Source organism: Rhodococcus sp. USK13 (assembly GCF_018343855.1).
Taxonomy (GTDB): Bacteria; Actinomycetota; Actinomycetes; order Mycobacteriales; family Mycobacteriaceae; genus Rhodococcus_F; species Rhodococcus_F oxybenzonivorans.
In genome coordinates this window covers 76,883-97,036 of record NZ_CP069242.1, presented here as the reverse complement: position 1 = coordinate 97,036, position 20,154 = coordinate 76,883, and the positions used below count along the sequence as shown (strand labels likewise).

The 20,154-nt window shown below is 66.4% G+C and carries 20 protein-coding genes and 1 pseudogene; 15 read left to right on the top strand and 6 right to left on the bottom strand.

Annotation, left to right across the window (positions count from 1 at the left end; translation table 11 throughout):
* Positions 1-2: 2 nt before the first annotated feature.
* Positions 3-158, bottom strand: a complete 156-nt coding sequence (locus tag JQT59_RS03170; protein ID WP_249354089.1) for a hypothetical protein — start codon at positions 156-158, stop codon at positions 3-5.
* Positions 159-304: 146 nt separating this feature from the next.
* On the opposite strand from JQT59_RS03170, the gene JQT59_RS03165 reads away from it, so the two are divergent.
* Both JQT59_RS03165 and JQT59_RS37970 read left to right on the top strand, forming a co-directional pair.
* Complete coding sequence (locus JQT59_RS03165; protein ID WP_213574503.1) at positions 305-538, top strand: hypothetical protein; 234 nt, start codon at positions 305-307, stop codon at positions 536-538.
* Position 539: 1 nt separating this feature from the next.
* Positions 540-739, top strand: a pseudogene (locus JQT59_RS37970) (alpha/beta fold hydrolase); the annotation flags it as partial.
* Between the two features lie 253 nt (positions 740-992).
* Here JQT59_RS37970 and JQT59_RS03160 read toward each other — a convergent pair.
* Positions 993-1,835, bottom strand: coding sequence for a hypothetical protein (locus JQT59_RS03160; RefSeq protein ID WP_249354087.1), 843 nt, complete (start codon positions 1,833-1,835; stop codon positions 993-995).
* Between the two features lie 530 nt (positions 1,836-2,365).
* Between JQT59_RS03160 and JQT59_RS03155 the strand changes: the two genes are divergently transcribed.
* From JQT59_RS03155 to JQT59_RS03120, 8 genes are all read left to right on the top strand, one after another.
* Entirely contained in the window at positions 2,366-3,235 is an 870-nt protein-coding gene (locus tag JQT59_RS03155; protein ID WP_213574499.1) for a MurR/RpiR family transcriptional regulator, read from the top strand.
* A gap of 148 nt (positions 3,236-3,383) precedes the next feature.
* Complete coding sequence (locus tag JQT59_RS03150; RefSeq protein WP_213574497.1) at positions 3,384-4,553, top strand: ABC transporter ATP-binding protein; 1,170 nt, start codon at positions 3,384-3,386, stop codon at positions 4,551-4,553.
* A complete protein-coding gene (locus tag JQT59_RS03145; protein ID WP_213574495.1) occupies positions 4,553-5,911 on the top strand; it encodes an extracellular solute-binding protein in 1,359 nt (452 codons plus the stop codon). Before JQT59_RS03150 ends, JQT59_RS03145 begins: the two co-directional genes overlap by 1 nt.
* Before the next feature lie 31 nt (positions 5,912-5,942).
* Positions 5,943-6,692, top strand: a complete 750-nt coding sequence (locus JQT59_RS03140; RefSeq protein WP_213574493.1) for a tyrosine-protein phosphatase — start codon at positions 5,943-5,945, stop codon at positions 6,690-6,692.
* Between the two features lie 25 nt (positions 6,693-6,717).
* Complete coding sequence (locus JQT59_RS03135; protein WP_213574492.1) at positions 6,718-7,581, top strand: phosphodiesterase; 864 nt, start codon at positions 6,718-6,720, stop codon at positions 7,579-7,581.
* The gene (locus tag JQT59_RS03130) at positions 7,581-8,534 is read left to right on the top strand and encodes a carbohydrate ABC transporter permease (protein WP_213574491.1); all 954 of its coding nucleotides are present in this window, start codon (positions 7,581-7,583) and stop codon (positions 8,532-8,534) included. Before JQT59_RS03135 ends, JQT59_RS03130 begins: the two co-directional genes overlap by 1 nt.
* A gap of 8 nt (positions 8,535-8,542) precedes the next feature.
* Positions 8,543-9,433 carry a carbohydrate ABC transporter permease gene (locus tag JQT59_RS03125; protein ID WP_213574490.1) on the top strand — a complete coding sequence of 297 codons (891 nt, stop codon included), beginning with the start codon at positions 8,543-8,545 and terminating at the stop codon, positions 9,431-9,433.
* 30 nt (positions 9,434-9,463) lie between these two features.
* The gene (locus JQT59_RS03120) at positions 9,464-10,306 is read left to right on the top strand and encodes a metallophosphoesterase family protein (RefSeq protein ID WP_213574488.1); all 843 of its coding nucleotides are present in this window, start codon (positions 9,464-9,466) and stop codon (positions 10,304-10,306) included.
* A 116-nt stretch (positions 10,307-10,422) separates the two neighbouring features.
* Here JQT59_RS03120 and JQT59_RS03115 read toward each other — a convergent pair whose 3' ends face one another.
* Positions 10,423-11,433, bottom strand: a complete 1,011-nt coding sequence (locus JQT59_RS03115; RefSeq protein WP_213574486.1) for an LLM class flavin-dependent oxidoreductase — start codon at positions 11,431-11,433, stop codon at positions 10,423-10,425.
* Positions 11,434-11,543: 110 nt separating this feature from the next.
* On the opposite strand from JQT59_RS03115, the gene JQT59_RS03110 reads away from it, so the two are divergent.
* The 3 genes from JQT59_RS03110 (at position 11,544) to JQT59_RS03100 (ending at position 14,906) form a co-directional block, all read left to right on the top strand.
* Positions 11,544-11,735 (top strand): hypothetical protein, encoded by a 192-nt coding sequence (locus tag JQT59_RS03110; RefSeq protein ID WP_109326290.1) that lies wholly within the window; start codon positions 11,544-11,546, stop codon positions 11,733-11,735.
* Between the two features lie 10 nt (positions 11,736-11,745).
* Positions 11,746-14,133: a glutamate--cysteine ligase gene (locus JQT59_RS03105; protein ID WP_213574484.1), complete on the top strand. Its 2,388-nt coding sequence runs from the start codon at positions 11,746-11,748 to the stop codon at positions 14,131-14,133.
* A gap of 473 nt (positions 14,134-14,606) precedes the next feature.
* Positions 14,607-14,906, top strand: a complete 300-nt coding sequence (locus JQT59_RS03100; RefSeq protein WP_109326292.1) for a DUF4193 domain-containing protein — start codon at positions 14,607-14,609, stop codon at positions 14,904-14,906.
* A gap of 64 nt (positions 14,907-14,970) precedes the next feature.
* Here JQT59_RS03100 and JQT59_RS03095 read toward each other — a convergent pair whose 3' ends face one another.
* The 3 genes from JQT59_RS03095 to JQT59_RS03085 are packed head-to-tail and all read right to left on the bottom strand — an operon-like array spanning position 14,971 to position 18,235.
* On the bottom strand, positions 14,971-15,966 hold the full coding sequence (locus tag JQT59_RS03095; RefSeq protein ID WP_502939838.1) for a crotonase/enoyl-CoA hydratase family protein: 996 nt from the start codon (positions 15,964-15,966) through the stop codon (positions 14,971-14,973).
* Positions 15,967-15,989: 23 nt separating this feature from the next.
* Positions 15,990-17,627 (bottom strand): acyl-CoA dehydrogenase family protein, encoded by a 1,638-nt coding sequence (locus JQT59_RS03090; RefSeq protein WP_213574480.1) that lies wholly within the window; start codon positions 17,625-17,627, stop codon positions 15,990-15,992.
* Positions 17,624-18,235, bottom strand: coding sequence for a TetR/AcrR family transcriptional regulator (locus JQT59_RS03085; RefSeq protein ID WP_213574478.1), 612 nt, complete (start codon positions 18,233-18,235; stop codon positions 17,624-17,626). The genes JQT59_RS03090 and JQT59_RS03085 overlap by 4 nt, the downstream gene beginning before the upstream one ends.
* Before the next feature lie 79 nt (positions 18,236-18,314).
* On the opposite strand from JQT59_RS03085, the gene JQT59_RS03080 reads away from it, so the two are divergent.
* Both JQT59_RS03080 and JQT59_RS03075 read left to right on the top strand, forming a co-directional pair.
* Entirely contained in the window at positions 18,315-19,106 is a 792-nt protein-coding gene (locus JQT59_RS03080) for a crotonase/enoyl-CoA hydratase family protein (protein ID WP_213574476.1), read from the top strand.
* 135 nt (positions 19,107-19,241) lie between these two features.
* The gene (locus JQT59_RS03075) at positions 19,242-20,153 is read left to right on the top strand and encodes a phosphatase PAP2 family protein (protein WP_502939836.1); all 912 of its coding nucleotides are present in this window, start codon (positions 19,242-19,244) and stop codon (positions 20,151-20,153) included.
* The last annotated feature ends 1 nt before the right edge of the window (position 20,154 follow it).

Below are 20,154 nucleotides of genomic sequence, written 5' to 3'. Positions count from 1 at the left end.
CATCACGCCTGGCCGACGAGTGGCGCGACCTTGGTGCCGAGGAGTTCGATGGCGCGCATCACCTTGTCATGCGGCAACGGCCCGACGCTGGGGTGCAGCATGAAACGCTCGATGCCGAGGGTCTCGCGCAGCAGGCGCGGGCGCCGCGAACCACGCACCGCCTCCCGACGCCCCGGACGTAGTTTCTCCGAGCGCCAAGTCCTCGAGTGGATTACTTTGCAGCGATCCGCTGCTCAGATGTTGCACGCTATACTTCGGTGGCGGCCACAGCGATTGAGCCCGAGTAGACCCACTGCGGTGTAGTGTGATTCCTTCGCCTGAGCCGACGCTATATGGCGGCCTTGACGATTTCGGCCAACGGGCCGACCGGGTCAGCCTCGCCGAGGACTTGAATGGCAACGTGGTCGGCGCCGGCGGTGAGGTGCGCGAATATGCGCCTGGGACTTTGCGCGAGAAATTCTTCGGCAGCGGCCCCCGCCTTCCCGAATGGCATCCGGCTGCGCAGTACCGTTCGACGAGGAAGGTTGCGGTCCAGTGATAGTAGAGCTGTACCAACCACTACGAGATCAGAGGCGATCCTCGGGACCGTGTCGGACAGGTCTTCGAGAGCAGCGTTCCTTGCATCGACCCGTCGGTCGTCGGACTGCGTGGGCAGACGGTCAGCGCCAAGCAACATTTCTCGAGGTTCGACACTCTTCCAGCGCCGCTGGTGTGGGGTGGCAGTGACCGGATGATTCCCCTGCTCGACCACTTCCTCGGACAGGCCGTGGTCCGACCCTGACCCTCACGAATCGGTCGGATCGGTCGGAGGGTGGCGGATCTCGCTACCGCTCGAGCGCAGGCAACGGCGGCTCGGGAACGAGGCGACGAACTGCGCACGAACTCGCCGAGGCACGCAGCGCAGCTCGACCGTCGCAGACGACGGGCGGAGGTGAGCGTTGACGGGCCGCCCTATGAGGTTGATTTCCGCAGCTACGCCAAAACCGTTTGCGCTACCGATCACCTTTCGGCGTTGTTGCGGTCGACGGCGACTGCTCACGAATCGTCGAGCGGATGTGTGTCATCCGCCGCAGATGCGCCCAGCCCCTGGACGGCTGTGGTTGGTTTTCGTCCTCGCCCGTGGTCGCGTTGTGCGGTTTCCCCTCGTCTCGTACGTCCGTCGGAGGCTTGTGCGCCTTGGCCGTTCCCTTCCTACGTGCGGTTGTGTCTGGTCGTGCTTTCGGTGCGGATTCGTCCCGGGACTCTTCCGCCGAGTCGTTGGGTGTCGTGATCCGTGGTTTGCGCCGTCTGCGTGGCTTCGGCTGTTGTTCTTCTTGGACCGAGTGAGACGAAGTTGTTCCCGTGCTCGAGCGTCCCCGGGTCGCCCGCCGCGCAGGCGTGACGGGTTCGGCGCTCGTCGGGGCGTCGAATTGTGCGTCCTCGTCTTCTCCGTGATCCGGTTTCTCGTCGACGGTGGAGTTCTCGGCGTCCCGCGGGTTGGCGTGCCCGCGACGGCCGATTCTCTTCACCCTGGTGACCAGGTGCCCGCCGCCGGCCACGACGTGCGAGCCGCGCGACCGGAGGCGGTCACGGAACGAATCGGCGTGCTCGCTGGTGGCCTCGGCCGTGGCGGCCGTCGTGTCGAGTAGGTCGCCGCGAACCGAGTCGCCGAGTTCTGCGATCGCCGGAGACGAGGCGAGGAACTCGGATCCCTGTGCGAGCAGATCCTCAGGCGCCATCGGGGATTGTCCGCCCGCTCCAGCGATCTTCATTGCCATCTTCAACTGGTGTGTGCGCCCCAGTAGGTAGCCGGCGCCGACCGCTGCGGCAACCTCAACTTTTGTTTTGGTTTTCATGATTTTCATGATCGTTCCCACTTGCTGTGTGTTGTCGCCACGCACTGCGTCGGGCGTCGAGAGCATGTGGAACTATGGCGCGTCGGTGCGCGCGAGGCGTATACCGTGACTACCCCGTGTCTCCGGTCCCCAATCGCACAACTCCATCGGAAGCCCGCTGTGCGGAGGTGACACCGCCGCCGGAGACTCGGTGGCACGCTATCGGTATGTGCGGTCGCTATGCATCGACCGTAGATCATGGAGCAAATGAAGATGGCCAGAGCTCCAGGACGGACGTAGCCGACCGAGGGCGTCGCGGGCGTCGTTGCCCTGGCCGTGGAACACCCGGTCTCCGCAGTGGCCGCCCCTGACACCGGCCGCGACATCCGCGGGCAACGACGATCGGACCCGCGAGCCGCAGCGCGGACAGCGGCAGGAGCGCAGGGTCGAGAACGTGCTCACCGATCAGATCCCGATCATCTGGAGTGTCCCACTCAACCGAGGCTGCCGCCGTAGGTCCTTCGTTCACCACTGTGTGTTATTCAAGGTCCATGACAGCGTCACCGATCGATCCGCCTGTGGGGGCCACCCTCTCAGCCATCCGAGCCGTTGCACCCAAGCTGGCGCCGAGTGAGCGTCGGGTGGCGGATGTCTGCGTGGAGCGCCCGCAGGATGTTGCCTGGTGGTCGGCGGCCGACGTCGCGGAACACGCAGGGACGTCGACTGCCACCGTCATCCGTGCGTGCCAGAACCTGGGTTTCAAGGGGTTCCAGCACTTGCGGATGTTGCTGCTGAGGGATCTGGGGTCGGCCGATCCCGAGTCGGGGGGAACACCCGCCGCCGAAGAGAACGGCACCGGATTGGTGCGGGCGGTGTTCGCCGAAGTGGCGACGGATCTCGCCGGCGCCCTGGCACCGCTCGACGAAGACTCGTTCGAGCGGGCGGTGACGGCGCTCGCAAAGGCGGAGCGGGTGCTCGTGGTCGGCAACGGCGCCTCGGGACCGTCGGCGGCGGCCGTCGCTGTGCGGTTCATCCTCAACGGCCGCCACGCCGAAGCGCCGACCGACGCCGTGATCCAACAATTGACCGCCGGACACCTGACCTCCCGGGACGTGTGCCTCGCGGTGAGCGACAGCGGGTTGAACTCGGTCACCCTGCGGCCGGTCGAGGCCGCCCGGACGGCCGGGGCCACGGTCATCGGCGTCACCAGCTACGCCCGTTCGACTCTCGTGGAGAAATCTGACATCGGGCTGGTCATCGGCGGCGGGAGCGGACCATGGGGCGGACTGGGCGCATCGGCGACGGTGGTGCAGCTCGCGTTCCTCATCAGTCTGCAGATCGCTGTCTGCCGGGCGCGGGGCGGCTCGGCCGAGGCCGCAGCCGAGACGTTCAAACAGATTGTGCCGCTGATCCATCCATGATGACATTCTGCTCCAGCCGTTGCGCGAAGCATCACCGATGATTGGACGGCCATTCGCCCACCATTAACCTGACCCTGGCTAACTACCGATGTAACGAAATTCCCGATCTCACCGAGGTTGGGTAACGTCATTTCATCGGGAGAGGCCAATGGGCAGGATTCGGATCGAGAATCTGAGTCGGAAGTTCGCAGATTTCACCGCGGTCGACAACATCGACCTCGACATCCGGGACGGCGATTTCCTGGTCCTTCTCGGGCCCAGCGGGTGCGGAAAGACCACGCTGCTGAGGATGCTCGCGGGCCTGCTCGAGCCGACCAGCGGACGGATCCTGCTCGACGATGACGACATCACCACGGCGCCCGCCCGGCGCCGGGACGTCGCGATGGTCTTCCAGAGCTACGCTCTGTACCCGCACCTCAGCGTCGCGAAGAACCTCGCGTTTCCATTGCGCGTGAAGAAGATGCGCAAGTCGGAGGCCGCCGAGCGCATCGAGGCCGTCGCGCAGCAACTCGACATCGCGCATCTGCTCGGCCGCAAGCCGAAGGAACTGTCCGGTGGCCAGCGGCAACGTGTCGCGGTCGGGCGCGCGATCGTGCGCAATCCGAAAGCGTTCCTGATGGACGAGCCGCTGTCCAACCTCGACGCGAAGCTCAGGACCGCGACGAGGCGCGAGCTCACCGAACTCCATCGCCGGCTCGGGGCCACGTTCGTGTACGTCACCCACGATCAGGTCGAGGCGATGACGATGGCGACGCGGATCGCCCTGCTGAACAACGGCGCCCTCGAACAGGTCGGAACACCGGAGGACGTCTACGACCGGCCGGCGTCCGTGTTCGTCGCCGGTTTTCTCGGCAGTCCTGCGATGAATCTGCTCGACGCACGCGTCCACACCGTGGACGGCACTGTTGTCGCGTCCGGCGAGGGCGTGACCGCACGACTGTGGCGTGGACAGGCCGACGGCCGCGACGTCGTCCTGGGTATCCGGCCGGAGCATCTCCGCGTCGTCGAGCCTGCGGATCATCCAGGGGTGCGGCTGTCGGTCGGCGTCACATCCGTCGAGAATCTCGGCAGCGAGCAGGTTGCGTACTGCGAGGTCGGCGGCGCCACGGTCTGCGTGCGAGCACCGCGACCGATTGCACTGCGCGCCGATCGATCCGCCTTCCTCACCGCGGATCTCACCCACGTGCACCTCTTCGACCGCGCGACCGGACGCCGCCTCGAATGGGTCGACGTCCCCGAACTCACCGACTTCGACTCCGCGGCCCCCACGGCTGTGGACCAATCTTCCGAAGTACTTTCCGCAACAGGAGCAACGTGATGCGTAGACCGACATTCTCTGCCGTCGTAGTGGCGGCTGTGGCCGCCGCTCTGACCGGCTGTGCCACCGGCGGGGCCGCGCCGGACGCCTCGGGCACCGGCGCACCGGTTCCGGAACTGGGCCCCGACCAGCAGGTCGACATCGTCTTCGAGTCGTACAACCTTCAACAGGCCGGGCTCTGGTCGGACACGATCAACGGCCTCGTCGCCGACTTCGAGGCGCAGCACCCGAACATCGACGTGAAGGCCCAGCCGCCGCAGGGCAGTGGCACGGCCGGTGCGGGAACCGCGAGTAGCGTACAGACGCAGTTGCTTGCCGGATCTCCGCCCGATGTGGCCCAATTGACGTTCGACACTCTTGATTTCGCCGTCAACGAACTCGGCGCCCAGTCTCTCGACGGACTGTTCGGCACCGAGGCCGTGGACGCGACGTTCGGCGGGGAACACCCGTTCCATCCGCGGGCCGCGACCCTTGGCGACTGGGACGGCGAAACGTACGGCATCCCGTACGTGTTCTCCACACCGACCCTCTTCTACAACGCGACCGCGCTCACGAAGGCCGGGCTGCCCGCCGACGCCGACCTGTCGACGTGGCCGAAGGTGGCGGCTGCCGCCAAGGCCGTGACCGCGGCGACCGGAAAGCCGGCGCTGTCCGTGTCGTGTTCGGTCAAGGGCGGCAATTGGTGCATGCAGGCGCTGTTCCGCTCGGCAGGCGGCGATGTGCTGTCGCAGGACCGCAAGACCGTCGAATTCGGTGAGCCCGGCGCGGTCTCGGCGGTGACCGCGTTGCGGCAGATGTACGACGACGGCGTCCTCGCCAACCTCGACTCGACCACCCAGTACGAGAGTTTCGCGAAGGGGGACGTGGCGATTCAGCTACAGACATCGGCTCTGCAGGGGATGTTCATGAAGTCGGCGGCGACCGGCGGCTGGGACCTGCGCGCCGCACCGATGCCCGCCTTCGAGGGTCACGCCGCCGTGCCGACCAACTCGGGATCCGCTCTGTTCACGTTCTCCCAGGATCCGGCGAAGCAGCGCGCGTCGTGGGAGTTCATCAAATTCATGACGAGCGACCATGCGTACACCCAGATCTCCAGCAAGATCGGCTATCTTCCGCTGCGCCCATCCCTCATCCAGGAGCCGGCATCGCTGAAGGGATGGGCCGACAACAACCCCCTTCTGGCACCCAATCTCGGCCAGCTCGACAAGCTCGAGGCCTGGAAATCCTACCCCGGCAATAGCTATGTGCAGGCCGACGACATCCTCGGGCAGGCGGTGGAGGACGCGGTCTACTACGGCAAGGACCCGGCCGCCACCATGCAGGCGGCGCAGCAGCGCGTGCAGGAACTCATCCAGTAACCACTTCCGAAGAGGACGAAACACCGACACCATGACCAGCACTCTGCCTGCGTCGACGAATCATCGACGCCTGAACCTGACCGGCACCTACAACTTCCGCGACCTCGGCGGATTCCCGACTGATACGGGGACCACCAAGTGGAACAAGCTGTTCCGGTCGGACGCGCTACACCAGCTCGACCAGCCGGCCCGCAACCTGCTCCGGAAACGGAGACTTGCGCTGGTCATCGACCTCCGCGAACAGCAGGAGCTCGACGATAGCCCGAGCGCACTCGACGGCGTCGGCCACCGGGTGGAACACCTGCCGGTGTACGAGGGCGAGATCGACCTCGACGGCACGAACTTCGACCTCGCGGTCGTCTACCACATCATGGTCGAGAACTACGGACATCGTTTGACCCGAGCCGTCCGCGCCATCGCCGCCTCGGGCGACGACCCGACCGTCGTGCACTGCACCGCAGGAAAGGATCGCACCGGGCTGGTCGTCGCTCTCACCCTCGCGGCGGTGGGTGTCGATCAACGCGACATCGTCGCCGACTACGCGATGTCCGAGACCCTGCTGGCCGGCGACTGGGCGATCGGCATGGCCGAGAAGATGCGCGCCCGCGGCCTTCCCGACGACGTGGACGTCGATCACCTGGTCGGCGCCAGCCCGGCCGCGCTGATGCGCACGACCCTCGACTCCATCGCAGCCGCGCACGGCGGCGTCCGCGACTACCTCCTCGGCCACGGCATGACCGAGCGTGAACTTGACGACCTGCGCGGCGCACTCGTCGCCTGACACCCACTTCCACAGGAGAAACCTCATGTCCCAGTACGGGGAACCCGATCATTACATCCTGCATGTGAGCGACACCCACTTCGTCACCGACGGCGCCCTGCTCCACGATTGCGTCGACAGCGACGCCAACCTCTCCCGGCTGTTCGAGCGGCTCGAGAAGGCCGGCCGACGGCCCGAGGCCATCGTGTTCACCGGTGACCTCGCCGACAGGGGCGAGCCCGAGGCGTACGTGCGGCTGCGCCGGATCGTCGAGCCCGCCGCGGAGCGCCTCGGCGCGAGGGTGATCTGGGTGATGGGCAACCACGACGCGCGGCCCGCCTTCCGAAGCGGCCTGCTCGACGCCGAACCGACCCAGGACTCGGTCGACGCGGTCGTCGATGTCAACGGATTGCGGATCATCGTGCTGGACAGCACGGTTCCGGGTTTTCACCACGGTCTGATCAGTGACGAGCAGCTCACCTGGCTGACGGACGTCCTGGCCGAGCCGGCGCCGCACGGCACCCTGCTCGCCCTGCACCATCCGCCGGTACCGGGCCTGCTCGACGCCATCGAGTCGGTAGAGCTGAAGGAACAGCACCGGCTCGAGACGGTGCTCGCGGGCACCGACGTCCGCGGAATCCTCGCCGGACACCTGCACTACTCCACCACGTGCACGTTCGCGGGCATTCCGGTGTCGGTGGCATCGGCGACCTGCTACACGCAGGATCTACTCGTCGACGAGGGCAGCATCCGGGGTCAGGACGGTGCGCAGGGTTTCAACATGGTGCACGTCTACCGCGACCGCGTGCTGCACACGGTGGTCCCCCTCGACGGGACCCCCGCCGTGTATGAAATGACTGCGGAGGAGATTCGGCAGTCGATCGAGCAGCTCACGGCGCCTGGCGTCTGATGTTCGTCGAAGTTCCCGCCGAAGCCTCCGCCGGCTACGCCGAGACACCGTCGGTACCGTCTCGGGCCGGTCGGGTACGGCGCGGTCTCGCGCCGTACCTGTATCTCCTGCCCGCCGTGGTTCTGCTGGTCGTGTGGATCTACAAGCCGCTCGGGGAGACCATCGGACTGTCGTTCTACAAATGGAACATGGTGCCCACCAGCCCAAAGGTTCCGGTGGGCATGGACAACTACGTTCGCGTACTGTCGCTGCCCGAACTCCATCAGGCACTGCGGAACACAATTGTGTACGTCCTCGCGTTCATGGTGTTCTCGTTGCTGCTACCGATGGTCGTCGCGCTGCTGTCGAACCGGGTCGCCGGACGATGGAAGACGCTCTACCAGGCCCTGATCTTCGTCCCATTCCTCATCACCCCGGTGGCAGGCAGCGCGATCTGGCGATGGCTGTTCAATCCCGAGGGCGGCACGATTCCCCGGATGGCCGCGACCCTGGGGTTCGACTTGGGCAACGTCTTTCGTGAACCCGGACTCGCGATGCTCGGTGTCGTGCTGATCGTCGGGTGGCAGATGCTCGGCTTCGGTGTGCTCGTCATCTCCGCCGGACTGGCCGGAATCAATCCCGACTACGCGTCGGCCGCGGCCCTCGACGGCGCGTCGCCAGCGACCATCACCCGCAAGATCACCCTGCCGCTGCTGTCCCCGACGCTCGTGTTCCTCGGCCTCATGACGATCCTGCTGGGCGCGCAGTGGGCGTACCCGATCATCGACATCGTCACGCAAGGCGGCCCGAGCGGTTCCTCCACCAACATCTACTACCTGCTGTACCAGTTCGGATTCCAGAATTTCGACGCAGGATTGTCGGCTGCTGCGGGAACCCTGTTCTTCCTCGGCTTCGGGCTGATCGCCGTCGTGTTCGTTCGTGTGTCGGACCGGCTGAGCTTCTACGACAACTAGGACCCCCCATGGCATTTGCACTCGTCGATGCGCCGGCCCGATCGACCGCCGCCGCCCCGGCCCGCGATCCCGGCGACGCCCCGGTCGCCACCGGTTCCCGCAGACAGGTGGCGGCCGGCCACGTGGTTCTCGCTGCCGTCACTGTGTTCAGTATCTTCCCGGTGTACTGGATGTTCGCCACCGCGTTCCGTCGTCCCGAGGACTCCCTGTCCGTCAGCCCCGTGCCCTCTCCGTTCAGTCTGGACAGCTTCCGCTACGTGTGGGAGACCATTCCGATGGCATCGATGCTCGTCAACACGTTCGCCATGGCGTTGGCGATGTCCGTCAGCCAGCTTCTGGTCGCGATCCTGGCCGCCTACGCGTTCGCGCGGTGGACCTTCTTCGGAAAGCAGGTGCTGTTTCTGCTGTTCGTGGGATCGTGGCTGGTGCCGTTCCAGGTCACCATGATTCCGAACTACCTTCTCATCTCACAGATGGGTCTACTCAATACCGTTGCCGGGATCGTGATCCCGAATCTGTGCTCGGCGTTCGGTGTTCTGCTGATGCGCCAGCACATGGAAGCGTTTCCGCGAGAGTTGCTCGATGCCTCCCAGATCGATGGCCAGAACTCGTGGGCCACCCTGTGGAAGGTAGTGCTGCCCAACATGCGGCCGGCGCTCGCGGCACTGGGCATCATGTTGTTCATTTCGGCGTGGAACGAGTACCTGTGGCCGTCACTGGTCATGCGGCAGTCTAACGCGGTTATCCAGATCGGAATTCGCGGTTTCCTCGGCGCGGAAGGCAACAACTGGGGTGCGGTGATGGCGGCGTCCGGCCTCGCCTGCCTACCCATTTTCCTGATCTACCTGTTCCTCCAGCGCTACGTGCGTGACGCATTCGTTCGCTCGGGTCTCAAATAGTGCTTGGCCAACATAATTCGAAGGAGCTACATGAAGATCGTCCAGATCAGTGACACGCACCTGTCCGCCCGCGGCGGGCGCACCCAGCAGAACTTCGAGCGCATCGTCGACTACGTGAACAATCAGGTCCGCCCCGACCTGATCGTGCACTCCGGCGACATCGTGATCATTCACCCCGATGATGCCCACGACCGCGCCCACGCCCACGAACTTATGCAGCGGTTTACCGCTCCGGTGCTTGTCGTGCCCGGCAACCACGACATCGGTGAGCCGGGCTCCTCGCCGTGGAAAGGAATCGGCGTGACCGATGACCGGATCGCCGCCTTCGAGGAGGTGTGGGGTCCCGATCACTGGCGCCACGACATCGACGACTGGACAGTGCTCGGACTGAACAGCGAGCTCTTCGGTTCAGGTCTCGACCGGGAGACCAGGCAGTGGGCCTGGATCGAAGACGTGGCCGCGGACGTCCCCGACTCGCAGCGGGTGATCGTATTCCTGCACAAGCCGATTTGGAGTGCCCTGGACGAGCCGGTCGGGCACGCCGTCGACATCGGGGAATCCCGTACCCGGTTGCTCGCGACTCTGGGAAAGATGTCACTCGCTGCTGTCGGCAGTGGGCACCTGCACTGCTACCGGCAGACCGTCCGCAACGGGGTACTCGAGGTCTGGGCACCGTCCACCGGATTCGTGGCCGGCGAGGGCGAATCCCTCCCCGGGCCGCTCCATCAACTCGGCATCGTCGAATACGACTGCACCGGCGGTGTGGTGCGCGCCGGCTACCGGTCCGTGCCAGGCCTCGAAGACGTCACGGCTACCGACGTGCCCGAGGTGACACAGGCCATCGACGCATTGGGCCACAGCCCGGTTCGCTGAGGTCGAGGGGGCGGCGGTCGCGATCGGCCCCGACTCGCGAGCCGCGCGGTACGCGGACCTCCTTCTCGCCCGGAGTGAGGAGTTCCGGGATGGGCGACGGTACCGGCTAGCGCACATCACGCCTGGCCGACGAGTGGCGCGACCTTGGTGCCGAGGAGTTCGATGGCGCGCATCACCTTGTCGTGCGGCAACGGCCCGACGCTGGGGTGCAGCATGAACCGCTCGATGCCGAGGGTCTCCCGCATGTCGACGATCTTCTCCGCCACCTGCTCGGGGTTCCCGAGGACCAGTGAGCCGCCGGGGCCCCGCATGGCGTCGAAGGACTGGCGATCCATCGGCGCCCACCCGCGTTCGCGACCGAGTCCGGTCATGGCCGCGGCATAGGACGGATAGAAGTCGTCGGCGGCTTGCTCGGCTGTGTCGGCGACATAACCGTGGGCGTGGACGGCGATCGGCTGCGGTTCGTGACCGCCCTCCGAGACCGCACGCCTGTGGAGGTCGGCGAGCGGGGCAAAGCGTGCCGGCCGGCCTCCGATGATCGCGAGCGCCATCGGGAGACCGAGCAGCCCGGCACGGACCACGGACTCCGGGTTGCCGCCGACTCCGACCCACACGGGCAGGGGACGCTCGGGCCTCGGGTACACCGGCTGATCGGTCAAGGCCGGACGGAATCGTCCTGACCACGACACCGATTCGGAGTCGCGGAGTGCGAGGAGCAGCCCGAGCTTCTCGACGAACAGGTCGTCGTAGTCGGCGAGGTCGTACCCGAACAAGGGGAACGATTCGGTGAAGGATCCTCGACCGGCCATCACCTCGGCGCGACCGTCGGAGATGAGGTCGAGGGTGGCGAACTCCTCGAACACCCGCACCGGGTCATCGGAGCTGAGCACGGTGACCGCGCTGGTCAACGCGATGTGGGAAGTCTTCGCTGCTGCGGCGGCGAGCACGACGGCGGGCGCGGACGCGGCGAAGTCGGCTCGGTGATGCTCCCCGACGCCGTAGACGTCGAGACCGACCTGCTCGGCGAGAACGACCTCCTCGAGCAGGTTCTTCAGGCGCTGCCGTGGTGAGACGGTTTCGGTCTCACCGGGGCCGACCTCGGCGAATGTCGTCAACCCGAGTTCCATGGCTGCACTCCTTCTAGATAGTTGAACTATCAATCAGTGTGGTAACGGTGGGAGCCTGCCGGATATTCCGACCTTGGTTCGGATCGGTGCGCTCGGGGAATACCGACACCATGGCGACTTATCGAGTAATCGACCCCAAAGGTGACGTGGTAGAGACCCGAGAGATCGACGCAGCCGACGACGCGCACGCGTGGTTCGTCGATGTCCGGGCCGACAACAGCGAACTCGGGTGGCGGATGGAAGTCGAGCACGACGGCGAATGGTCGTTCTTCGATGACACCGAGGGCGTATCGAAGCAGTAGAGACCCCACCGTGCTCGCCAGCAGCCCAAGGAAATTGGGCGTCGAGGAAGAATTTCACCTCATCGACTTGAAGACTCGGCGCCTGACGACCCGTGCGCCGGAACTGCTGGCGCGACTGCCCGACGAGGCCTACGTCGACGAGCTTCAGCGGTGTGTGGTGGAGGTCAACAGTGGTGTGTTCACCGACCTTGCCGATCTGAGGTCCGACCTGGCCTGGCACCGCTCCTTGCTCGTCGACGCGGCCGAGGGGCTCGGTGTCGGGGTGGCGGCCGCCGGAGCGATGCCACTCGCCCTTCCGACGGAGATGCAGGTGACAGGGTCGCTGCGCTACCAGCGCATGCTGGCCGACTATCAGATGCTCGCCCGCGAACAACTGATTTGCGGCACCCAGGTGCATGTCGATGTGCCCGACCGGGACGAGGCCGTCCAGGTGGCCAACCGCATCGCTCCGTACCTGCCGGTTTTCCTGGCGCTCAGTGTGAGTTCCCCGTTCCGGGCCGACGGTTCGGACACCGGTTACGCGAGCGCGCGGACCCTGCTGTGGTTGCGGTGGCCGAGTACCGGTCCGGCGGCGCCCGTCTCCTCGGCCGCGGAGTACGACACCCTTATCGACGACCTGGTGTCGAGCGGCGTGATCAGCGACCCCGGCATGGCGTACTTCGACATCCGCCCCTCGGCCAAGCTTCCGACGCTGGAACTGCGGGTGTGTGACAGCTGCCCGCGACTCGACACAGTCATCCTTGTCGCGGCCCTCTTCCGCGCCCTCGTCGAACGGGAGGTCCAAGGGTTGCGGGCCGGCGACAAGGGTCTGAAGATCGTCCCGACAATGACCCGGGCGGCGCTCTGGCGGGCTGCGCGTTCCGGCCTGGAAGCGGACTTGGTAGACGTCACGGTTCCGCGCTCGCGTCCCGCCGCGGACATCGTTGAGGACTTCGTGCGCTCCTTGAGGCCCCAGCTCGAGGAGACAGGTGACTGGGACACCGTCCGCGAACTGTCTGCCGCCGCCCTCGCGACGGGAAGCTCGGCTGCCCGTCAGCGTCAAGCATTCCAACGACGGAATCGGTTGACCGACGTCGTCGACCAGCTTCTCGCCGAGACTGCCGACCGGGTGTCACCGCTTCCCGAGGGCGAAACCCTGGTGCCGAGCGTGCACGCGGAACGCTCGCACTCGAGCGTGGCGACCCGCCCGCGGAGGCACTGGGCCGCGCGATTCGCCCGGCGGGGCAGCGAATCCGAGCTGACCTGGACCGGGTCAGGAGAACTCGACGAACAGCAGCTGCTCGCGTGGCGTAGAGATCTCCACGCCCATCCCGAGCTGTCGTTCGAGGAGCGACGAACAACTCGGGTCGTGCGCGATCACCTTGCGAGTCTCGGTGTGGAGCCCGTCCTCATGCCCGGTGGAACCGGACTGTGGTGCGATATCGGACCCGAGACGGAACACTGCATCGCCCTGCGCGCCGATCTGGACGCGTTGCCGATTACCGAGGCGACCGGTCTCGAATTCCAATCCACTGTGCCCGGGGTTTCGCACGCCTGCGGCCACGACGCGCACACCGCAATGCTGATGGGCGCCGCCGCCGTCCTCGTCAAGTACCCACCGACGTGCCGAGTGCGATTGATCTTCCAGCCCGGGGAAGAAACCACGCCAGGCGGTTCGGTCGACACGATCGCCGCCGGCGCACTGGAGGGGGTCTCCAAGATCTACGCCCTGCACTGCGACCCGAACCTCGAAGTCGGGAAGCTCGCCACCCGGAGCGGTCCCATCACCTCGTCGAACGCATCGGTGACCGTGCGCCTCTGGTCGCAGGGCGGACACACCGCGCGCCCACACCTGACGGGCGATCTGATCCACGCCGGTGCGGTACTCATCACCGGGCTGGCCTCTGTGCTCGACCGCCGCATCGACGCCCGTACGGCGACGGTCCTCACCTGGGGGAAGGTGTCCGCCGGTCAGGTCGGCAATTCCGTGCCGGAGTCGGGGGAACTCGTCGGGACCCTCCGCAGTGCGTCCCACGAAACCTGGGCCAACCTCGAGCCCCTGGTCACCGACACGATCGGGGAACTACTCGCCCCCTACCACGTGCGCTACGAGCTCTCCTACCTGCAGGGCGTGCCACCCGTGGTCAACGACCCCGACTGCACGGCGGACCTACGGGAAGCGATCGAGTCCGTGGTCGGGTTCGATCACCTCGCGGAAGCCGAGCAGTCGAGCGGCGGGGAGGACTTCGCGTGGTACCTCGAGCAGGTTCCCGGTGCGATGGCCCGCCTCGGCGTCTGGGACGGCGTCGGCGAACGTCAGGAACTGCACCAGCCCGGTTTCCGGCTCGACGAACGCGCGATGATGCACGGTGTGCGCACGCTGGTCGCGCTGACACGGCTCGGCGATCAGACCGAGTGAGACTTACATCTGCGGCGGGTACGGCGGCATCGGGTCGGGTGGCTGGGGTCCGGGTGGCTGGGGTCCGGGTGGCTGGGGTCCGGGTGGCTGGGGTCCCGGTGGTTGCGGTCCGGGTCCGGGTTCGGGTGGCCGCTCGGGTTCGGGCGGACGTTCCGGTCCGGGCTCCGGCGGGAACGGATGAGGCGGCGTCGGAGTGGGCGGTATCGGCGGCTGCGGTTCCGGCTCGGGAGGTTCAGGCCCCGGTGGCACCGGTCCCGGATCGCGGTTCAGGGGCTCGTCACGGTGGCTCGTCATCGCCTCGATCACTTTCCTGTCGGTTGATTGAGGAGTACCCCGATCGGGCATACCACAAGCGGCATGACATTGACCGGTGGTTGGGGAACAAAATCGGGAGCCGGTGCGTTGTCTAGCAACCATGCCCCGCAAGCGCGGGAATGTCCGGCAGGGGAGACCCGAGCCGAAGGGAGGAAGTCATGGCAACCGACTACGACGCACCACGGGTTACCGTCGACGACGAACTCGCGGAGGACTCGCTCGAAGAACTGAAGACGAGAAGGAACGAGTCGCAATCTTCCGTCGTCGACGTGGAAGAGGCCGACACCGCGGAGTCCTTCGAACTGCCCGGCGCAGACTTGTCCGGTGAGGAACTCACGGTACGGGTCGTTCCGAAACGGGCCGACGAGTTCACCTGTAGTAGCTGCTTCCTGGTGCACCATCGTTCCCGACTCGCCTCGGACGAGGGTGGCCAGCTGATCTGCCGCGACTGCGCGTGAGACAGGTGAGTGCCGAAGTGCCGTACTTCGGCACTCACGTTCGTTGTTCGCGCGGGCACAGCGCCTACGGCTGATCGAACTGTCGCCGCTTGTGGTCACCGAACGGTTCGTCCCGTTCCCGAACGGCCTCGCGGAATCCTGCGGTGGCCGAACGCAACTGAAACGCGTATCCCTCACGCGTGTGCCGGGACACGCCGTCGAACACGGTGCTGATCATGCCCGAGTTGGCCACCCCCTGGGCGAGGAGAGCGCTGTTCAAGGCGAGCTTGACCATCATCAGCTGATTGATCGGCATCTGAGCGATCCGGCCGATGAGGTCCTCGGTGCGCCGGTCCAATTCCTCGGCGGGCGCAGACTCCACCGCCAGCCCCCACTCGGCTGCCTGCTTTCCGCTCAGGCAATCACCGGTCAGCAGTAGTCGCTTGGCCCGTTGATCGCCGAGGCGGTGCGCCCACATCCCGGCGGCAGGCACCCCCCACACCCTGGTCGGGGGGTAGCCGATCTTCGTGTCGTCGGCCGCGATGATCTGGTCGCAGTACAGGGCGATGTCGGTGCCGCCCGCCACGCAGAAGCCGTGCAATTTCGCGACGGTCGGTTTGTTCGAATGCAGCAGACTCGCGAACCCACGATTGAAACGGCTCATCATCGCGTAATCCGCCATCGGATCCCAGTGGCCGAACGGATTGTGATTGCGCGCCTGCACCATCGGATCGAGCACCGTGCCGGTGGTCCTGTCCGGTCCGTCTCCCGGATTGCCGCCGCTCTCAGCGAACACTCCGAGGTCGTATCCGCCGCAGAACCCCTTCCCGCGTCCCGACAGCAGAATGACGTGGACGCGGGGATCGAGGTCCGCTCGTTCGACGGTGGCGGCGAGCTCGAGCGGGGTGTCCGCGGTGATGGCATTGCCGTGCTCCGGCCGGTTGAAGGTGATCCGCGCAATCCGCCCGGTCACCTCGTAGGTGAGTGTGCGGTACTCGGTGTGGTCCTCGGCCTGTTCCCGGTCCGCGAACAGCGAATCGGCTCCCTCGTCCCAGCCTTCCCGCCACGCGCCGGGACGCATGCCGGCGTGGTTCTCGTAGTCGGTCACGACCCGACCTTGGGGGTGGCGCGGTCGATGATCGCCGCGGTGTCGATGCCCGTCGGGAGTGTCCCGAACACGGTGCCCCAGTCTCCCGACAACCTGCTGACGCAGAAGGCGTCGGCCACCGCCGGATGTCCGTGGCGGACGAGGAGTGAACCCTGCAGGGCGAGTGCCATGTCGCCGACGACCCGGCGGGCGCGGTGCTCGAGGCTGTCCAGGTCGCCGAAACTCGACTTCAGCTCGGCGACCGCGGTATCGAGCCGGGAATCGACTCCGGCAGTGGAGTCGAGTTCGTCGAAGAACACCTGTAGCGACTCCGGTTGTTTCGCCATCGCCCGTAGGGTGTCGAGGGCGGCGACGTTGCCGGAGCCCTCCCACACCGACAACAAGGGCGCCTCCCGATAGAGCCGCGGCATCCGCGACTCCTCGACGTAACCGTTGCCGCCGAGGCATTCCAGGGCTTCCGCCGCATGGATCGGCCCGCGTTTGCAGACGAAGTATTTGCTCACCGACAGGGAAATCCGGCGCAGCATCGTCGCCTGTTCGTCACCGGCCGTCGCGCGGTCGGTGAGTGCGGCCAGCCACAGTGCGACCGTGGTGGACGCCTCCGACTCCACCGCCAGGTCGGCGAGCACATTTCGCATCAGGAGCTGATCGACCAGATGGGCGCCGAACGCGCTGCGGTGCACGGCGTGGTGCGCTGCCTGCGCGGTGCCGACCCGCATGCCGGTGGCAGTCCCGATCGTGCAGTCGAGGCGGGTCATGTTGACCATCTCGATGATGGTCCGAACACCACGGCCTTCCTCACCGACGAGCCACGCCACGGCCTCGTCGTACTCCACCTCACTACTCGCGTTCGAGTGGTTGCCGAGCTTGTCCTTGAGGCGCTGCAGGTGCATTCGGTTCCGGCCACCGTCCGGGAGGACGCGGGGAAGCAGGAAACACGACAGGCCGCCCGGGGCCTGAGCGAGGACCAGGAACAGGTCCGACATCGGCGCGGAGGTGAACCACTTGTGCCCGGTCAGCAGGTAGCTGCCGTCGGACTGTGGCACCGCGCGGGTGGTGCCCGCGCGGACGTCGGAGCCGCCCTGCTTCTCCGTCATCGACATTCCGGCGATCAGCCCGGCCTTGGTGAGGGGCGGACGCAACACCGGGTCGTAGACGCGGGAGGTGAGCAGGGGTTCGTATCGTGCGGCGATTTCGGGGTTGTGACGCAACGCGGGAACGACGGCGTAGGTCATGGAGATCGGGCAGCCGTGCCCGGCGTCGACCTGTCCCCATACCGCCATCTTCGCCGCTCTGATCAGGTGAGCATGCGGATTCGGATCCGCCCACGGACTGCCGTGTAACCCCATCTCGACAGCGGTGGTCATCAGCCGGTGATACGACGGGTCGTACTCCACCTCGTCGATGCGGTGACCGTAACGATCGTGCGTGCGCAGCACGGGTGGGTGCGCTTCGGCGAGGTCGCCCCACCGCTGCGCTTCCTCGCTGCCCGCCAACCGCCCGAGGTCGTGGAGTTCCTCGAGCGCGTCGTGTGCGCCCTCCCGTTGCAGCGCTTCGAGTATCGGCGGGTAGTAGGCCGCATCGAAGTCGGTGAGGGGTGGCACCTGATTGAAAACCTCGTGCGTGACGGTCATGTCGGGCTCCCGAGAGATCGAAGGGTGAAGGTGAGCAGGGCGGGGATGATGGTGGAGTCGCCGGCTCCGCGGGCCAGCGGCAGGATCAGGGCCTCGCCGATGGCCCCGACGATGCAGGCTGCGGTCACCGACGCATCCTGATCCGGGATTTCCCCGGCCTCGACGGCGGCGGCGATGGCGACTGCCAGCGCATCGCGGAACGATTCACGGAACAGCAGTCGCTCCGTGTCCACCTGGGGGTCGACGGGTTCGACGAGCAGTGCGTAGGCGAGTGTCGGTGCGCGCAGGGCGCGTTCGGCGAAGGTGTGCACAGAGGCCGACACTGCTGCGACATAGCGCCCTTCGGTGGATTGCGCGGAGTTGCCGGCCTGGACCGCAGCGCTCACCTCGCGGCTGCACACGATCCGGAAGACCTCGGCGAACAATTCGCCCTTGTTCGCGAAGTGGCGGTAGACGGTGCCGGTGCCCACTCCTGCCTCGGCTGCGACGGCCGAGATGGAGCACCCTGCGTAGCCGTGCCGGGCGATCAACCCGAGTGCGGAGTCGATCAGGGTGGTACGGAGGGCGTCCAGTCTTTCCTGGACCGCAGGAGTGCGTCGATAGGCCATATCGAAGAAGTGAACACCCGTTCCGTTCTTCCGTCAAGGGTGCTAACGTCGGCCGGACCAGCGAGGAAAGGCGCACCCGATGGCTTCCGACGTGGTACTCGTCCGACGGGACGGCCCGGTCACGACGATCAGTCTCAACCGGCCGGAAGTGCGCAACGCGGTAGACAGGCCCACCGCCGAGGCACTCGCCGACGCCTTCCGCGACTTCGACCGCGACGAAGACGCCTCCGTCGCAGTTCTGCACGGTGAGGGCGGGACGTTCTGCGCAGGGGCAGACCTGAAGGCGATCAGCGCAGGCCGGGGTAACCGGGTCGCCCCGGACGGTGACGCCCCGATGGGGGTGTCCCGCATGAGGCTGTCCAAGCCCGTCGTCGCCGCGGTCGAGGGTCATGCCGTGGCCGGTGGACTCGAATTGGCACTGTGGGCCGACATGCGGGTCGCCGACGAGACCGCGATCTTCGGGGTCTACTGCCGTCGCTGGGGTGTCCCCCTGATCGACGGGGGAACGGTTCGCCTCCCGCGGCTCATCGGTGAGAGTCGCGCGATGGATCTGATTCTCACCGGCCGTTCCGTCGGCGCCGATGAAGCCCTCCTGATCGGGCTGGTCAACCGGAAGGTCCCGGCCGGTGACGCGCTTTCGGCGGCGCAGCAACTCGCCGCCGACATCGCTGCCTTCCCGCAGGTATGCATGCGGCAAGACCGGCTGTCGGTCCTCGAACAGCACGGCCTTTCCGAGGAGATCGCGCTCCTGGCGGAACTACGCCACGGCGCAACCTCGTTGGCGAACGGAACAGTCGAGGGTGCGTCGCGGTTCGCCGCCGGGGCGGGGCGGCACGGATCGTTCGACACGCCCGAGACGGATCGCTCCTGACCGAGCCCGGTGACGATGACAGGTGCGTAGCATCGATTAACCGGGCTCGAAGGTGGGGTGCACGTGAACGACTGGGTAAAGGAGCAGTTCTTCCGGGCCGCACCGACCGAGGCCGAGGAAACGTCGCGGCGCAGGATCCGACTGCGGCAGGTGGTGTGGTTCTCGTACCTGTCGGCGCTGGTGCTCGTCGTCTGGTTCGTCGGCCTGCCCACCGATCGTCTCTATCAGGCCGCCTGGATCATCGCCGGGCTGATCGCCTTCACCATCGACCGCAGCTGGCGTGAACACCTGAAGGTACTGACCGATTGGCTCCCGCTCATTGCCGCGCTGGTGGTGTACGACCTCAGCCGGGGGGTCGCCGACGAACTCGGAATGCCCATCCGCGTCACGGAACTGGTCACCGCGGAGAGCTGGCTGTTCGGCGGCACGATCCCAACGGTTTGGTTGCAGGACCATCTTTTGGGGCCGCACGGTGTGCCACCGTGGTGGACTCTGCTCACCGGCATCGTCTACACCAGTCATTTCCTGGTGCCGTGGCTGGTGGCGGCGGTCTTCTACGCATACTCCCGGCCGATCTGGGCGAAATACATGAGGCGGGTGCTGGTGCTCTCGTACCTCGGATTGACCACCTACATCCTGCTGCCGGCCGCGCCGCCGTGGTTTGCGGCCGAGGTGGGCGCGATCGATGATCCCGTAGGCCGGGTCGCCGGTTTCGGATTCGGCATCGTTCCGCTGGACGTGAGCACGCGGTGGCTGGAGGCACAAGGCAATCCGGTGGCGGCAATGCCCTCGCTGCACGCCGGTTTCGCTTTCCTGGTCGCGATCGCATTGTGGCCGCTGACCACCAGGTGGTGGCTGCGTATTCCACTCGTGCTGTACCCACTGGCGATGGCGTTTGCGCTCGTCTACGGCGGCGAACACTATGTGGTGGACGTGCTCGCCGGCTGGGCCTGCGTCGGACTCGCCATCGTCCTGTGCAGGATGTGGGAAGGGCGGGCCGGGCTGCGCGGGGCAGGGGAACGCACGGACGTCTCCGTCGCTGCGTGAT

Coding starts and splice junctions, on each gene's coding strand:
- JQT59_RS03085 (WP_213574478.1), bottom strand. CDS start 18,235: ATGGCCTATCGACGCACTCCTGCGGTCCAGGAAAGACTGGACGCCCTC.
- JQT59_RS03145 (WP_213574495.1), top strand. CDS start 4,553: ATGCGTAGACCGACATTCTCTGCCGTCGTAGTGGCGGCTGTGGCCGCC.
- JQT59_RS03125 (WP_213574490.1), top strand. CDS start 8,543: ATGGCATTTGCACTCGTCGATGCGCCGGCCCGATCGACCGCCGCCGCC.
- JQT59_RS03080 (WP_213574476.1), top strand. CDS start 18,315: ATGGCTTCCGACGTGGTACTCGTCCGACGGGACGGCCCGGTCACGACG.
- JQT59_RS03090 (WP_213574480.1), bottom strand. CDS start 17,627: ATGACCGTCACGCACGAGGTTTTCAATCAGGTGCCACCCCTCACCGAC.
- JQT59_RS03150 (WP_213574497.1), top strand. CDS start 3,384: ATGGGCAGGATTCGGATCGAGAATCTGAGTCGGAAGTTCGCAGATTTC.
- JQT59_RS03115 (WP_213574486.1), bottom strand. CDS start 11,433: ATGGAACTCGGGTTGACGACATTCGCCGAGGTCGGCCCCGGTGAGACC.
- JQT59_RS03130 (WP_213574491.1), top strand. CDS start 7,581: ATGTTCGTCGAAGTTCCCGCCGAAGCCTCCGCCGGCTACGCCGAGACA.
- JQT59_RS03120 (WP_213574488.1), top strand. CDS start 9,464: ATGAAGATCGTCCAGATCAGTGACACGCACCTGTCCGCCCGCGGCGGG.
- JQT59_RS03160 (WP_249354087.1), bottom strand. CDS start 1,835: ATGAAAACCAAAACAAAAGTTGAGGTTGCCGCAGCGGTCGGCGCCGGC.
- JQT59_RS03135 (WP_213574492.1), top strand. CDS start 6,718: ATGTCCCAGTACGGGGAACCCGATCATTACATCCTGCATGTGAGCGAC.
- JQT59_RS03110 (WP_109326290.1), top strand. CDS start 11,544: ATGGCGACTTATCGAGTAATCGACCCCAAAGGTGACGTGGTAGAGACC.
- JQT59_RS03140 (WP_213574493.1), top strand. CDS start 5,943: ATGACCAGCACTCTGCCTGCGTCGACGAATCATCGACGCCTGAACCTG.
- JQT59_RS03155 (WP_213574499.1), top strand. CDS start 2,366: ATGACAGCGTCACCGATCGATCCGCCTGTGGGGGCCACCCTCTCAGCC.
- JQT59_RS03095 (WP_502939838.1), bottom strand. CDS start 15,966: ATGCGTCCCGGCGCGTGGCGGGAAGGCTGGGACGAGGGAGCCGATTCG.
- JQT59_RS03100 (WP_109326292.1), top strand. CDS start 14,607: ATGGCAACCGACTACGACGCACCACGGGTTACCGTCGACGACGAACTC.